This window comes from Ruania zhangjianzhongii, from assembly GCF_008000995.1.
In the GTDB taxonomy this organism is placed as follows: Bacteria; Actinomycetota; Actinomycetes; order Actinomycetales; family Beutenbergiaceae; genus Ruania; species Ruania zhangjianzhongii.
This window is the reverse complement of the sequence record NZ_CP042828.1, coordinates 3,139,172-3,153,581: the sequence shown is the minus strand read 5'-3', so window position 1 is coordinate 3,153,581 and position 14,410 is coordinate 3,139,172. Positions and strand designations below refer to the sequence as shown.

Annotated in this window: 12 protein-coding genes and 1 rRNA gene; 12 read left to right on the top strand and 1 reads right to left on the bottom strand. The window is 68.6% G+C overall.

Going from position 1 to position 14,410, the window contains the following annotated elements; all coding sequences use genetic code 11:
* Nucleotides 1–4: 4 nt before the first annotated feature.
* Nucleotides 5–661 (bottom strand): peptide deformylase, encoded by a 657-nt coding sequence (gene def, locus FU260_RS14685; RefSeq protein WP_235912480.1) that lies wholly within the window; start codon nucleotides 659–661, stop codon nucleotides 5–7.
* A gap of 176 nt (nucleotides 662–837) precedes the next feature.
* Between def and argC the strand changes: the two genes are divergently transcribed.
* From argC to FU260_RS14625, 12 genes are all read left to right on the top strand, one after another.
* Nucleotides 838–1,908, top strand: coding sequence for an N-acetyl-gamma-glutamyl-phosphate reductase (argC, locus tag FU260_RS14680; protein ID WP_147917735.1), 1,071 nt, complete (start codon nucleotides 838–840; stop codon nucleotides 1,906–1,908).
* A complete protein-coding gene (gene argJ, locus FU260_RS14675; RefSeq protein WP_147917734.1) occupies nucleotides 1,905–3,080 on the top strand; it encodes a bifunctional glutamate N-acetyltransferase/amino-acid acetyltransferase ArgJ in 1,176 nt (391 codons plus the stop codon). Before argC ends, argJ begins: the two co-directional genes overlap by 4 nt.
* A gap of 12 nt (nucleotides 3,081–3,092) precedes the next feature.
* The gene (gene argB / locus FU260_RS14670) at nucleotides 3,093–4,055 is read left to right on the top strand and encodes an acetylglutamate kinase (protein WP_147917733.1); all 963 of its coding nucleotides are present in this window, start codon (nucleotides 3,093–3,095) and stop codon (nucleotides 4,053–4,055) included.
* Nucleotides 4,056–5,309 (top strand): acetylornithine transaminase, encoded by a 1,254-nt coding sequence (locus tag FU260_RS14665; protein ID WP_147917732.1) that lies wholly within the window; start codon nucleotides 4,056–4,058, stop codon nucleotides 5,307–5,309.
* Nucleotides 5,306–6,277: an ornithine carbamoyltransferase gene (gene argF, locus FU260_RS14660; RefSeq protein ID WP_147917731.1), complete on the top strand. Its 972-nt coding sequence runs from the start codon at nucleotides 5,306–5,308 to the stop codon at nucleotides 6,275–6,277. Before FU260_RS14665 ends, argF begins: the two co-directional genes overlap by 4 nt.
* A 16-nt stretch (nucleotides 6,278–6,293) precedes the next feature.
* The gene (locus FU260_RS14655) at nucleotides 6,294–6,830 is read left to right on the top strand and encodes an arginine repressor (protein WP_147917730.1); all 537 of its coding nucleotides are present in this window, start codon (nucleotides 6,294–6,296) and stop codon (nucleotides 6,828–6,830) included.
* A complete protein-coding gene (argG, locus tag FU260_RS14650; RefSeq protein ID WP_147917729.1) occupies nucleotides 6,827–8,257 on the top strand; it encodes an argininosuccinate synthase in 1,431 nt (476 codons plus the stop codon). Before FU260_RS14655 ends, argG begins: the two co-directional genes overlap by 4 nt.
* Nucleotides 8,257–9,681: an argininosuccinate lyase gene (argH, locus tag FU260_RS14645; RefSeq protein ID WP_147917728.1), complete on the top strand. Its 1,425-nt coding sequence runs from the start codon at nucleotides 8,257–8,259 to the stop codon at nucleotides 9,679–9,681. The genes argG and argH overlap by 1 nt, the downstream gene beginning before the upstream one ends.
* A gap of 11 nt (nucleotides 9,682–9,692) precedes the next feature.
* Nucleotides 9,693–10,256 carry a nucleoside/nucleotide kinase family protein gene (locus tag FU260_RS14640; RefSeq protein WP_147917727.1) on the top strand — a complete coding sequence of 188 codons (564 nt, stop codon included), beginning with the start codon at nucleotides 9,693–9,695 and terminating at the stop codon, nucleotides 10,254–10,256.
* The gene (locus tag FU260_RS14635) at nucleotides 10,253–10,894 is read left to right on the top strand and encodes a DNA-3-methyladenine glycosylase (RefSeq protein ID WP_147917726.1); all 642 of its coding nucleotides are present in this window, start codon (nucleotides 10,253–10,255) and stop codon (nucleotides 10,892–10,894) included. Before FU260_RS14640 ends, FU260_RS14635 begins: the two co-directional genes overlap by 4 nt.
* A gap of 73 nt (nucleotides 10,895–10,967) precedes the next feature.
* On the top strand, nucleotides 10,968–12,266 hold the full coding sequence (gene tyrS, locus FU260_RS14630; RefSeq protein ID WP_147917725.1) for a tyrosine--tRNA ligase: 1,299 nt from the start codon (nucleotides 10,968–10,970) through the stop codon (nucleotides 12,264–12,266).
* 575 nt (nucleotides 12,267–12,841) lie between these two features.
* Nucleotides 12,842–14,372, top strand: a 16S ribosomal RNA gene (locus FU260_RS14625).
* Nucleotides 14,373–14,410 lie beyond the last annotated feature (38 nt).

Below are 14,410 nucleotides of genomic sequence, written 5' to 3'. Positions count from 1 at the left end.
TCGATCAGACGTTCGGCTGGTCGGGGTAGGCGACGGGTTCCTTGCCGTGGGTGGTGGTGAGCTCAGCGCGCCGGTCCAGCACCTCCGGACGCAGCTCCGCCATGTCCTTGAGCACTCGTTTGCGGCTCCGCTTGCTGATTAGGTCGATGTACAGCCGCCCGTTCAGGTGGTCGCTCTCGTGCTGGAAGCAGCGGGCCAGGTACCCCTCAGCCGCATAGCTGAGTGGTTCGCCCTCGATATCCGCGCCAGTGAGGCGTACCTGCAGCGGCCGGAACAGGTCCACCCCGGGTCCGGGCACGGACAGACAGCCTTCCTCGATCTCCTCAGTCTCCTCGCCAAGGACTTCGATCACCGGGTTGCAGACATGGCCCACGTACCGAACGCCGTCATCGGTGGTCAGGTCGTAGACGAACAGCTTGAGGTCCACGCCGACCTGGTTGGCCGCCAGGCCGACCCCCTCCGCGATCAGCATGGTGGCGAACATGTCGTCCACCAGGGTGCGCAGCTCCTCGGTGCCGAACTCGGTGACCGGGCGGCACGGGTGGTGCAACACATCCTCACCTACTTCGGTGACCCGCAGCACCCGGCCGCGGTCGGCCTCCGCAGGGATGGTGGGATAGTCGGCGACCTCGGCGCCCTGAACGATGGTGGTAGAAGCCATGGTGTCCATTCTTCCGCATCCGAGGGCATTGCTCGGAACCGCGCGACACCGGTTCGAGCATCTGTGGTCAGCGGCCCGAGCGCATGGGAAACGGCGAACTGAACACACCGGGCGCGGCCATCTGAACGTCGTGGCCTCGGCAATCTGAACACGCACGCCAAATACGATGTATAGTTATGCACATGACTGTATCTGTCGCGATCGCGGGGGCCAGTGGCTATGCCGGCTCGGAGGCGCTCCGGCTGCTGCTCGCGCACCCGGAAGTCGAGGTCGGCGCGCTCACCGCGCACACGAACGCGGGGGAGAGCGTAGGCAAGCACCACCCGCACCTGCGCGCCGTCGCCGACCGCACGTTCGCTCCGACCACCGTCGAGAGCCTGCTCGGCCACGATGTGGTCATCCTCGCGCTACCGCACGGGGCCTCCGGCGCGATCGCCGCCGAGCTCGAGGCGGCGGGTTCGGACGCACTGATCCTGGACTGCGGGGCCGACCACCGCCTCACCGATGCCGAGGACTGGGAAGCCTTCTACGGCAGCGCACACACCGGTGCTTGGCCCTACGGGATGCCCGAGCTGCTCCATGCCGGCGAGGTGCGCGCAACGCAGCAGCGGGAGACGCTGGCCGGCGCCCGCCAGATCGCCGTCCCCGGCTGCAACGTCACCGCCGTCACCCTGGGCATCCAGCCCGGCGTGGCCGCCGGGGTGATCGAGGCGAGCGACCTGGTCGCCGTGCTCGCTGTCGGCTACTCCGGTGCCGGCAAGGCGCTCAAACCGCACCTGCTCGCCGCCGAAGGGATCGGCTCCGCCGCACCGTACGCCGTCGGCGGCACGCACCGGCACATCCCGGAGATCGAGCAGAACCTGCGGGTGGCCGGCGCAGCATCGGTGCGTCTTTCCTTCACCCCCGTGCTCGTCCCGATGTCCCGGGGCATCCTTGCCACCACGACGGCGCCGCTCGCCGAGGGTGCGGACGCCGCTTCGATCCGGGCTGCTTGGGCCCAGCACTATGCCGGTGAACCGTTCGTGCAGCTCCTCCCGGAGGGGCAGTGGCCGACCACTGCGGCCACCACCGGTGCGAACACCGCGCTGGTGCAGGTGGCTATTGACGAGCGAGCCGGGCGGGTGGTGAGCATGTGCGCGATCGACAACCTGGTCAAGGGCACCGCCGGCGCCGCCGTGCAGTCGATGAACCTCGCCCTCGGCCTTTCCGAGACGCTGGGCCTGACCACCGAGGGAGTAGCCCCATGACTGGCACCGCCGGCGTCACCGCCCCACGGGGCTTCCGGGCCGCCGGCGTCACCGCCGGACTGAAGGCCTCCGGCACCCCGGACCTGGCCCTGGTCGTCAACGACGGCCCGGACCAGGTCGGTGCCGCCGTGTTCACCAGCAACCGCGTGGTCGGTGCCCCGGTGACCTGGTCCCGCCAGGTGGTCACCGACAACATCGTCCGCGCCGTGGTGCTCAACTCCGGCGGTGCGAACGTGGCCACCGGACCGGCAGGTTTCGCGCACGCGCACGCCACCGCGGAGAAGACCGCGAACTTGCTCGGCGCTTCGGCCGCCGATGTGGTGGTCTGCTCCACCGGTCTGATCGGCGTCCCGCTGGCCGCGCACACCCTGCTCGCCGGGCTGGACGGCGCCGTCGCCGGACTGTCCACCGACGGCGGCCCAGCCGCTGCCACCGCGATCATGACCACCGACACGGTTCAGAAGCAGGTGCTCGTCGAGGGGCCGGGTTGGTCCGTGGGCGGGATGGCCAAGGGTGCCGGCATGCTCGCCCCCGCACTGGCCACGATGCTCGTGGTACTCACCACCGACGCCGTCGTGGACGCCGCCACCGCCGATGCGGCCCTGCGCGCCGCCACTGCCACCACCTTCGACCGGATCGACTCCGACGGCTGCATGTCCACCTCGGACACCGTGCTGCTGATGAGCTCCGGCGCCAGCGGCGTCACTCCCGGCGCCGACGAGCTCGCCGCCGCGATCCAGTCCGCCTGCGCCCAGCTCGCCCGAGCACTGATCGCCGACGCCGAGGGCGCCAGCCACGACATCGCCGTCGAGGTCGTCGGCGCCAGCGACGAGGCCGCCGCGGTCGCCGTCGGCCGCGCGGTCACCCGCTCGAACCTGTTCAAGGCCGCGATGTTCGGCAACGACCCGAACTGGGGCCGGATCATCGCCCAGGTCGGCACCGTCCCGGAAACGGTCGCCCCGTTCGACCCCGCAGAGTTGGACGTGCGCATCAACGGGCTGCTGATCTGCCGCGCCGGCGGCGCCCACGAGGACCCCACCCAGCTCGACCTGGCCGCCGACCGAGAGGTACACGTGGTCATCGACCTGCACGCCGGCGAGGCCAGCGCCACCATCTGGACCAACGACCTGACCCACGACTACGTGCACGAGAACAGTGCCTACTCCACGTGAGGGCCTCCTCCCATGAACACTCCCACTATCCCCGACGGCCTCGCCCCGCAGCAGAAGGCTGAGGTCCTGGTCGAAGCCCTGCCTTGGCTGGAGTCCTTCGCCGGCGCCATCGTGGTGATCAAGTTCGGCGGCAACGCCATGGTCGATGCGAACCTCGAGCGCGCCTTCGCCGACGACGTCCGCTTCTTCCGCTACGCCGGACTCAAACCGGTGGTGGTGCACGGTGGCGGACCACAGATCTCCGCGATGCTCGACCGACTCGGCCTGGTCACCGAGTTCCGGGGCGGGCTCCGGGTGACCACCCCCGAGGTGATGGACGTGGTGCGGATGGTGCTCACCGGCAAGGTGCAGCGCGATCTGGTCAGCCGGCTGAACGAGCGCCGGCCACTCGCCGTGGGCATCTCCGGTGAGGATGGCGGCCTGTTTTCCGCCCGCAAACGGCAGGCGATCGTCGACGGCGAGAGCGTGGACGTCGGACTGGTCGGTGACGTGATCGGGGTCAACCCGCGTGCTGTGGTCGATCTGCTGGACGCCGGCCGGATCCCGGTGATCTCCACGATCGCCCCGGATGTGGACCAGCCCGGTGACGTGCTCAACGTCAACGCCGACACCGCCGCGGCCGCGCTGGCCACCGCCCTGGGCGCGCAGAAGCTGGTGGTGCTCACCGACGTCGAGGGTCTGTACGCCCACTGGCCGGACCCCAGCTCGCTGATCCGGCAGATCGACGCCGCCCACCTGGCCGAGATCCTGCCCGGCCTTGCCTCCGGCATGGTGCCGAAGATGGAAGCCTGCCTGCGCGCCGTCACCGGCGGAGTGTCCCAGGCGCACGTGATCGACGGCCGGCAGCCACACTCGCTGCTGCTGGAGATCTTCACCACCGAAGGGGTGGGCACGATGGTCGTGCCCACCGACGACGGCGCAGCCACCCAGGTGCAGACCGCACCTGCCGCTGGTCCCACCCAGAAGGAGTCGTAAGTGAGCGAGTTGATCTCGGGCGTCACTCAGGCGCTCAGCCAGGACCAGTGGACCCAGCGTTACACCGGTGCGCTGCTGAACACTTTCGGACCGCCGCAACGGGTGCTGGTCCGCGGTGAGGGCTGCTACGTGTGGGACGCCGACGGCCAGCGCTACCTCGACCTGCTCGCCGGGATCGCGGTGAACAGCCTCGGCCATGCGCACCCCACACTGACCGGCGCCATCTCCGCCCAGCTCGGCACCCTCGGGCACATCTCCAACTTCTTCGCCTCCCCGGTGCAGATCACCCTTGCCGAACGCCTGACCGCACTGGCCACCATCGGTGCGCGGCCCGAGTCGGCCCGGGCGTTCCTCACCAACTCCGGCACCGAGGCGATGGAAGCCGCGTTCAAGCTGGCCCGCCGGCACGGCGGCACGGAGCGGCCCCGCATCCTGGCCCTCGACGGTGCCTTCCACGGCCGGTCCATGGGTGCCCTCGCGCTCACCGCCAAACCCGCCTACCGCGAGCCGTTCGAACCGCTGCCCGGCGGCGTGGAGCACCTGCCGTTCGGTGACCTGCGCGCGCTCGAGGAAGCCTTCGCCGCCCCCGGTCAGGTGGCCGCCCTGGTGCTGGAACCGATCCAGGGGGAGGCGGGGGTGCGGCCGCTGCCGGCCGGCTACCTGGCGGCCGCCCGTGAGCTCACCGACGCCCACGGCGCCCTGCTGATCCTGGACGAGGTGCAGACCGGGATGGGGCGCACCGGCACCTGGATGGCTCACCACCACCCGGAGATCGGCGGCGGCATCGTTCCGGATGCGATCGCTGTGGCCAAGGGCCTCGGCGGCGGGTTCCCGGTCGGGGCGCTGATCACGCTCACCGAGACCGCGACCGCACTGCTCCAGCCCGGTCAGCACGGCACCACCTTCGGCGGCAACCCGATGGCGGCCGCCGCGGCTCTGGCCACCATCCACGTGATCGAGCGGGACAACCTGCTCGAGGCGGTCCAGCGCACCGGTGAGCACCTGCGCACCACGCTCGCGGCCACCGGTCACCCGCTGGTCGCCGGGGTCCGCGGTGCCGGGCTGCTGATCGCGGTCGAGCTCTCCGCGCCGGTGGCCGCGGCGGCGGCCCAGGCGGCGCTGCGGGCCGGGTTCATCGTCAACCCGGTGGCCCCGGACGCGATCCGGCTCGCTCCACCCTTCATCCTCACCACCGAGCAGGCGGACAGCTTCGTCGCTGCCCTGCCGCAGATCCTCACGGAGGCCCAGCAGTGACGACCAGCAACGCCACCGCTCGCCACTTTCTCGCCGATGATGACCTCAGCAGCGAGCAACAGCGCGAGGTCCTCCAGCTGGCTGCCACGCTGAAGGCCGACCCGTTCTCTGCCACGCCGCTTACCGGACCGCAGGCGGTCGCGGTGATCTTCGACAAGCCGACGCTGCGCACCCAGGCGTCGTTCACCGCCGGGATCGCCCACCTGGGCGGCTACCCGATGCTGGTGGACGGCACGCTCGCCCAGATCGGGGTACGGGAGTCCATCGCGGACACTGCCCGGGTGCTCGGTCGGATGACCTCGGCGATCGTCTGGCGGACCTTCGCCCAGGAGTCCCTGGCGGAGATGGCCGCCCACGCGGGGGTACCGGTGGTGAACGCGCTCACCGACGACTACCACCCGTGCCAGATCCTTGCCGACCTGCTCACCGTGGCCGAGCACACCGGCGGCTTCGCACCGACCGGGCCGGCCCTGGCCGGACGCACCCTCGCCTACGTCGGTGACGGCGCGAACAACATGGCCCACTCCTACCTCCTCGGCGGGGCGCTCGCCGGCATGGACGTGCGCATCGGCGCCCCGGACGGCTACCACCCCCGCCCGGACATCCTCGCCCGCGCGGAGCAGATCGCCACCACCACCGGCGCACGCGTGAGCGTGCAGACCGACCCACGCTCCGCCGTCGCCGGCGCGCACGTGGTGGCCACCGACACCTGGGTGTCCATGGGCCAGGAGGAGGAGAAGGACGAGCGGGAGCGCCCCTTTCGTCCTTACCAGCTGAACGACGACCTGCTTCGTCAGGCCGGGACGGCCGACACCGCAGCGATCGCCCTGCACTGCCTGCCTGCCTACCGCGGCAAGGAGATCACCGACGAGGTGATCGAAGGCCCGGCCTCGAAGGTGTGGGACGAGGCGGAGAACCGGCTGCATGCGCAGAAGGCGATCCTGGCCTACCTCCTGGGCGAGCGATGAGGGCGGGGTGCCCCCGATGAGCATCCCGGCCACCAAAGCTGCCCGGCACGCCCTCATCCGCGAGGTGATCACCGCCCGTCCGGTGCGTTCCCAGGCGGACCTGCAGGCGCTGCTCGCCGATCGGGGTGCGACGGTGACCCAGGCGACCCTGTCCCGGGACCTGGACGAGCTGCGCGCGCACAAGGTACGCAGCGCCGACGGAAACCAGCAGTACGCCCTGCCGCCGGAAGGACCGTTCGGGTACGCCGACCCCGGATCGCGGGAACAGCTCGCTGCCCGGCTGGCTCGGTTGTGCACCGAGCTGCTGGTGGCCGCCGAGTACTCCGGCAACCTCGTGGTCCTGCGCACCCCACCGGGCGCGGCACAATTCTTGGCATCGGCGATCGACCATTCCGTGCTCCCGCCGGTGATCGGCACGATCGCCGGGGACGACACTGTGCTGGTGATCGCCGCAGACCCTGATGGCGGAGCCGCTGTGGCCGGACTCTTCCTGGACCTGGCCTCCGGCCGCGACACTGAACGAGACCCCACCACCCCCGAGGAGAACCAGTGAGCAAGGTACTGACAGAACTGCCGGTCGGCGAGCGGGTAGGCATCGCCTTCTCCGGAGGTCTGGACACCTCGGTCGCCGTCGCGTGGATGCGCCACCACGGCGCCGTCCCGTGCACCTACACCGCCGACCTGGGCCAGTACGACGAGCCGGAGATCGACCAGGTCCCCGGCCGCGCCCTGGCCTACGGCGCCGAGCTCTCCCGTGCCGTGGACTGCAAGTCCGCGCTGGTCGAGGAAGGCCTCGCGGCAGTGGCCTGCGGCGCCTTCCACATCCGCAGTGGCGGGCGTTACTACTTCAACACCACACCGCTGGGACGGGCGGTGACCGGCACCCTCCTGGTGCGCGCCATGCAGGCCGACGGTGTGGAGATCTGGGGCGACGGCTCCACCTTCAAGGGCAACGACATCGAGCGATTCTACCGCTACGGGCTGCTCGCCAACCCGTCGCTGCGGATCTACAAGCCGTGGCTGGACCCGGCGTTCGTGTCCGAGCTGGGCGGGCGCTCCGAGATGAGTGAATGGCTCACCGAGCACAACCTGCCCTACCGGGACAGCGCCGAGAAGGCGTACTCCACCGACGCCAACATCTGGGGCGCGACCCACGAGGCGAAGACCCTGGAGCACCTGGACGTGCCGCTGGAGGTCGTCGACCCGATCATGGGTGTGAAGTTCTGGGACCCGGCCGTGGACATCGCCCCCGAGGACGTCACCGTGCGGTTCGAGCAGGGCCGCCCGGTGGCGATCAACGGCCAGCGATTCACCGACGCGGTCGCCCTGGTGCACGAGGCGAACACGATCGGTGGTCGGCACGGCCTCGGCATGTCCGACCAGATCGAGAACCGGATCATCGAGGCGAAGTCCCGCGGCATCTACGAGGCCCCCGGGATCGCGCTGCTGTTCATCGCCTACGAGCGCCTGGTGGCTGCGATCCACAACGAGGACACCATCGCCAACTACCACGCCGAGGGCCGTCGGCTGGGCCGGCTGCTCTACGAAGGCCGCTGGCTGGACCCGCAGGCGCTGATGATTCGGGAGTCGATCCAGCGGTGGATCGCCTCGGTGGTCACCGGCGAGGTGACCCTGCGGCTGCGCCGCGGCGAGGACTACACCATCCTGCGCACCGACGGCCCCGCGTTCTCCTACCACCCGGACAAGCTGTCCATGGAACGCACCGAGAACGCCGCCTTCGGCCCGACCGACCGGATCGGTCAGCTCACCATGCGCAACCTGGACATCGCCGATTCTCGCGCCCGGCTGGAACAGTACGCCGAGCAGCCGGTGGACCAGGGGCAGGTGCTGGTGGAGAACGGCACCCTGTTCGGTGAGCTGCCCGCGGGCGGCGCCGAGACGATCTCCGCCAACCCGGGTGCGGCCGACGACGCCGAGACCGCACTGGAGGCCGCAGCCATGGAGGAGGGGACGGACTGATGGCCGAGAACCCAGGCGCTTCCGGCTCGCTCTGGGGCGGGCGGTTCAGCGGCGGGCCGGCGGACGCGCTCGCCGCGCTGAGCAAGTCCACCCACTTCGACTGGCGGCTCGCCGGTGAGGACCTGGCCGGTTCTCGCGCGCACGCCCGCGTGCTGCACCATGCCGAGCTGCTCACCGACACCGAGCTGGCGGGCATGCTGCAGGCGCTCGACCGGCTCGAGGCGGACGTGCGCTCCGGGGAGTTCCTGGCCGCGGCCGACGACGAGGACGTGCACTCCGCGCTGGAGCGCGGCCTGATCGAACGCGCCGGGCCCGAGCTCGGTGGCAAGCTGCGCGCCGGACGCTCCCGGAACGACCAGATCGCCACCCTGGTGCGGATGTACCTGCGTGCCCGGGCCCGGGAGATCGCCTCCGGAGTCCTGGACGTGGTCGACGCGCTGACCGAGCAGGCCGGCGCACACCCGGATGCCCCGATGCCCGGCCGCACCCACCTGCAGCACGCCCAGCCGGTGCTGCTGGCCCACCACCTGCTGGCGCACGCCTGGCCGCTGTTGCGCGATGTGCACCGGCTGCGGGACTGGGATGCCCGCGCCGCCCGGTCGCCGTACGGGTCCGGTGCCCTGGCCGGGTCCTCGCTCGGGCTGGACCCTGCGGCGGTGGCCGCCGACCTCGGCTTCGACGCACCTGTGGAGAACTCCATCGACGGCACTGCCGCACGGGATGTGGTCGCCGAGTTCTCCTTCGTCACCGCGATGATCGGCGTGGACCTGTCCCGGCTGAGCGAAGAGGTGATCCTCTGGGCTACCAAGGAGTTCGGCTTCGTCACCCTCGACGACGCATTCTCCACCGGCTCCTCGATCATGCCGCAGAAGAAGAACCCGGACGTGGCCGAGCTGGCCCGCGGAAAGGCCGGCCGGCTGATCGGTGACCTCACTGGCCTGCTGGCCACCCTCAAGGGGCTGCCGCTGGCCTACAACCGGGACCTGCAGGAGGACAAGGAGCCGGTGTTCGACGCGATCGACACCCTGGACCTGCTGCTGCCGGCAGTGGCCGGGATGGTCGCCACCCTGACCTTCCACACCGACCGGATGGCCGAGCTCGCCCCGCAGGGCTTTGCCCTGGCCACCGACATCGCCGAGTGGTTGGTGCGCCAGGGGGTGCCGTTCCGGCGCGCCCACGAGCTTGCCGGCGCGTGCGTGCGCGTGTGCGAGGAACACGGGATCGAGCTCTGGGACCTGACCGACGCCCAACTGGCCGGTATCGATCCGGCACTCACCCCCCAGGTGCGCGAGGTACTCACCCTCACCGGTTCGCTCAGCTCGCGTGACGCCGTCGGCGGGACCGCCCCGGCCCGGGTGGCCGAACAGCTCACCGTGGCCCGCCGCCACGTGGAGATCTACCGCGCCGACCTGGCGAGTGCTTGATCGGCACGGACATGATCCCGACCGAGACTCTCGAGTCGATCACCCGGCTGGCCCGGGCGCGCGGACCGCAGTGCGGGACCACCACAGTGATCGCTGTGGACGGGCCGGCCGGCTCGGGTAAGACCACTCTGGCCGGTGCGCTCGCCGACGCCGCGGGTGCCCAGCTGGTGCAGATGGACGACCTCTACCTGGGCTGGAGCGGGCTGGAAGGCTCCGCCGACCGGCTCCGGGAGGAGATCCTCGCCCCACTCTGGTTGGGCCGGGTGGGACGCTACCGCCGCTACGACTGGCACGCCGAAGAGCTCGCCGAGACCCACGAGGTGCACCCCGGCGGCACCCTCGTGGTGGAAGGTGTGGGCTGCGTGCGCGCCGGCACCCGCGGCTTCTTCTCGGTGATCGTTTGGGTGTCGGCCGACGACGCTATGCGCCTGGCCCGCGGCCTGGCCCGGGACGGTGTGGCCGCCGAGGGGCACTGGCGCGAGTGGATGCGCGAGGAACGGGAGGTCTTCGCCCGAGTCCGTACCCGCGATCTGGCGCAGGTGCGCGTGGACGGTTGGGGCAGGATCACCTCATGACTCGCGTGCTCGACCTGACCCGGCCAGCAACCGAGGTCGCTCCGCTGCTGCTCGGGGCCGTGCTCACCTGCGGCGAGGGTGCCGACGCGGTCAGCGTGCGACTGACCGAGGTGGAGGCCTATCAGGGCACATCGGACCCGGGATCGCACGCCTACCGCGGCGCCAGTGCCCGCACGGTCACGATGTTCGGCCCGCCTGGCCATCTCTACATCTACCGGCATCTGGGGCTGCACCACTGTATGAATCTCGTCTGTTCGCCCGACGGCGAGTCGTCAGCGGTGCTGCTGCGTTCCGGGGAGGTGATGGCTGGGGTGGAGACCGCCCGGCGGCGGCGTCAGGCCGCCGGGGTGTGCCGCACCGACGTCGATCTCGCCCGGGGGCCGGCGCGGCTCACTGTGGCGCTAGCTCTCACCCGGGAGGACGACGGCGTGGCCGTGGGATTGTCCGAGCCCGCCCCTGGGCGTGGGTTGCTGCTCACCGGCGCAGGCCAGGTCGGCGCCGAGCAGATCAGCACCGGACCGCGCGTCGGGGTCAGCGGTGCCGGTGGCGAGAAGCGCTTCCCGTGGCGGTTCTGGCTGACCGAGGACCGGCACGTGAGTGCCTACCGGCCGGGCCAGGTGCGCAGCCGCCGCCGGTAGGGTTGGCCCGGCGTCCCGGACTGTCGGCACCAGTCGGCAGACGGTAGGCGCGCTGCAGCGAAGGAAGGTAGACGTGAACGAGATTCTCGACGAGTTGCGCTGGCGTGGACTGATTGCCCAGTCCACCGACCTAGCGGCCCTGGAGGAGGCACTCTCGAGCGGACCGGTCACCTACTACTGCGGGTTCGACCCGACCGGACCCAGCCTGCACCACGGCCACCTGGTGCAGCTCGTCCTGCTGCGTCACTTGCAGCAGGCCGGACACCGGGCGATCGCGCTGGTCGGCGGTGCCACTGGGATGATCGGTGACCCGCGGATGTCCGGTGAGCGCACGATGAACACCAAGGATGTGGTGGCCGAGTGGACCGAACGGTTGAAGGCGCAGGTCTCCCGGTTCCTCGACTTCGACGGGGACAACCCCGCGCTGCTGGTGAACAACCTGGACTGGACCGCACCGTTGTCCGCGATCGACTTCCTCCGGGAGATCGGCAAGCACTACCGGCTCGGCACCATGCTCGCCAAGGACACCGTCGCGCGGCGCCTGGCCAGCGAGGACGGAATCAGCTTCACCGAGTTCAGCTACCAGATCCTGCAGGGGATGGACTACCTGGAGCTTTACCGGCGGTACGGGTGCACTCTGCAGACCGGTGGCAACGACCAGTGGGGCAACCTGCTCTCCGGGGTGGACCTGATTCACAAGGTGGAGGGCAAGAGCGCGCACGTGCTCACCACCCCGCTGATCACCAAGGCCGACGGCACCAAGTTCGGAAAGACCGAAGGCGGGGCGGTCTGGCTAGCGCCGGACATGATGAGTCCCTACGCCTTCTACCAGTTCTGGCTGAACGCCGCGGATGCGGACGCGATCGACTGGTTGAAGACCTTCACCTTCCTCAGCCGAGTGGAGATCGAGGAACTGGCCGAACAGACCCGCGCCGCCCCCAAAGCACGTGCCGCCCAGCGCAGCCTCGCCCGAGAGGTCACCGCGCTGGTGCACGGGCCGGATGCGACCGATCGGGTCGAGGCCGCCTCCGCCGCGCTGTTCGGCAGCGGGGACCTGCAGGCGTTGGACGCGGCGACCCTCACCGACGCTGTGGCCGAGCTGCCACGCGGTGGCATCACGCCGGGGGAGTCGACGGCAGTGGACGCACTGGTGGCCACCGGGCTGGAGAAGGGCCGCAAGGCGGCTCGCCGCGTGATCGAGTCCGGTGGCGCGTACCTGAACAACGTGAAGGTCGCTGACGCCGATGCGCCGATCGCCGCGGCTGATCTGCTCGCCGGCAACCTGGCGCTGGTCCGCCGTGGCCGGAAATCGTTGGCGGTTGCCTCTGCCGCCGCCGACTCTGCCGGCGAGCACACCGCACCACCCGCGTGAGTCACGCCACATCGGTGGTCGGCCGGTGCCCGGAGGGCGCTGCGCCAACCACCAGTGGCGCCATGAAACCGCAGGTCAGAGCGGTCAATGCGGTCGAAGCCGGGCGCTCGCGGCCCGGTTCGGTGCGAACTTGACGCTTCGCCGCAGGACCCGTAATGTTCATATCCGTTGCCCCGAACGAGGGAGGAACGGACACCGATCTGGTGGCCGGATCCCCGTAGGGACACACGGCCGGTGAGACACGAGAGTGGTTCACCGGGCGGACCCGGATCGTCGCGTTGAGTCGCGGTCACGGAAGCCGGCCGAGAGGCACGGAACCACGTTGACCAAGCTCGAGACGGTGGGGTATAGTAGAGCGGTTGCCCCGGATGGCTTGCCTGTTGTGGGTGGGTTTGATGGTGTGTGTTCGTTGTTTGAGAACTCAACAGTGTGTTTGTAGTGATTGATGCCAGTTTTTTATTGGTTGAATGGCTGCCTTCGGGATCCCGTCTTGGGGGTGGTTGTTTGGTCAGGGTTTTTGTTTTCGTATGGTTGTTGATGCTGCGCCTTTATTTTGGGTGTGGTGTTTATGGCTTTGTATGGAGAGTTTGATCCTGGCTCAGGACGAACGCTGGCGGCGTGCTTAACACATGCAAGTCGAACGATGATCCTGGTGCTTGCACTGGGGGATTAGTGGCGAACGGGTGAGTAACACGTGAGTAACCTGCCCTCTTCTCTGGGATAAGCGCTGGAAACGGCGTCTAATACTGGATATTCGGGTCCTTTCGCATGGTGGGATTCGGAAAGATTTATTGGTGGGGGATGGACTCGCGGCCTATCAGCTTGTTGGTGGGGTAATGGCCTACCAAGGCGACGACGGGTAGCCGGCCTGAGAGGGTGACCGGCCACACTGGGACTGAGACACGGCCCAGACTCCTACGGGAGGCAGCAGTGGGGAATCTTGCACAATGGGCGAAAGCCTGATGCAGCGACGCCGCGTGAGGGATGACGGCCTTCGGGTTGTAAACCTCTTTCAGTAGGGAAGAAGCCTTTCGGGGTGACGGTACCTGCAGAAGAAGCGCCGGCTAACTACGTGCCAGCAGCCGCGGTAATACGTAGGGCGCAAGCGTTGTCCGGAATTATTGGGCGTAAAGAGCTCGTAGGCGGTTTGTCGCGTCTGGTGTGAAAACTCAAGGCTCAACCTTGAGCTTGCATCGGGTACGGGCAGACTAGAGTGTGGTAGGGGAGACTGGAATTCCTGGTGTAGCGGTGGAATGCGCAGATATCAGGAGGAACACCGATGGCGAAGGCAGGTCTCTGGGCCACTACTGACGCTGAGGAGCGAAAGCATGGGTAGCGAACAGGATTAGATACCCTGGTAGTCCATGCCGTAAACGTTGGGCACTAGGTGTGGGGTCCATTCCACGGATTCTGCGCCGCAGCTAACGCATTAAGTGCCCCGCCTGGGGAGTACGGCCGCAAGGCTAAAACTCAAAGGAATTGACGGGGGCCCGCACAAGCGGCGGAGCATGCGGATTAATTCGATGCAACGCGAAGAACCTTACCAAGGCTTGACATACACCAGAACGCTCTAGAGATAGAGTGCTCTTTGGACACTGGTGTACAGGTGGTGCATGGTTGTCGTCAGCTCGTGTCGTGAGATGTTGGGTTAAGTCCCGCAACGAGCGCAACCCTTGTCCTATGTTGCCAGCACGTGATGGTGGGGACTCATAGGAGACTGCCGGGGTCAACTCGGAGGAAGGTGGGGATGACGTCAAATCATCATGCCCCTTATGTCTTGGGCTTCACGCATGCTACAATGGCCGGTACAGAGGGCTGCGATACCGTGAGGTGGAGCGAATCTCATAAAGCCGGTCTCAGTTCGGATTGGGGTCTGCAACTCGACCCCATGAAGTCGGAGTCGCTAGTAATCGCAGATCAGCAACGCTGCGGTGAATACGTTCTCGGGCCTTGTACACACCGCCCGTCACGTCATGAAAGTCGGTAACACCCGAAGCCGGTGGCCTAACCCCTTGTGGGGAGGAGCTGTCGAAGGTGGGATTGGCGATTGGGACGAAGTCGTAACAAGGTAGCCGTACCGGAAGGTGCGGCTGGATCACCTCCTTTCTAAGGAGCTTCTACACATTCCCCGCTCATGTGGTGGG

Bases quoted from the DNA above. Each gene is read 5' to 3' on its own strand.
- argC (WP_147917735.1), top strand. From the start codon at position 838: ATGCACATGACTGTATCTGTCGCGATCGCGGGGGCCAGTGGCTATGCC.
- argJ (WP_147917734.1), top strand. From the start codon at position 1,905: ATGACTGGCACCGCCGGCGTCACCGCCCCACGGGGCTTCCGGGCCGCC.
- argB (WP_147917733.1), top strand. From the start codon at position 3,093: ATGAACACTCCCACTATCCCCGACGGCCTCGCCCCGCAGCAGAAGGCT.
- FU260_RS14635 (WP_147917726.1), top strand. From the start codon at position 10,253: ATGACTCGCGTGCTCGACCTGACCCGGCCAGCAACCGAGGTCGCTCCG.
- argH (WP_147917728.1), top strand. From the start codon at position 8,257: ATGGCCGAGAACCCAGGCGCTTCCGGCTCGCTCTGGGGCGGGCGGTTC.
- FU260_RS14640 (WP_147917727.1), top strand. From the start codon at position 9,693: ATGATCCCGACCGAGACTCTCGAGTCGATCACCCGGCTGGCCCGGGCG.
- def (WP_235912480.1), bottom strand. From the start codon at position 661: ATGGCTTCTACCACCATCGTTCAGGGCGCCGAGGTCGCCGACTATCCC.
- FU260_RS14655 (WP_147917730.1), top strand. From the start codon at position 6,294: ATGAGCATCCCGGCCACCAAAGCTGCCCGGCACGCCCTCATCCGCGAG.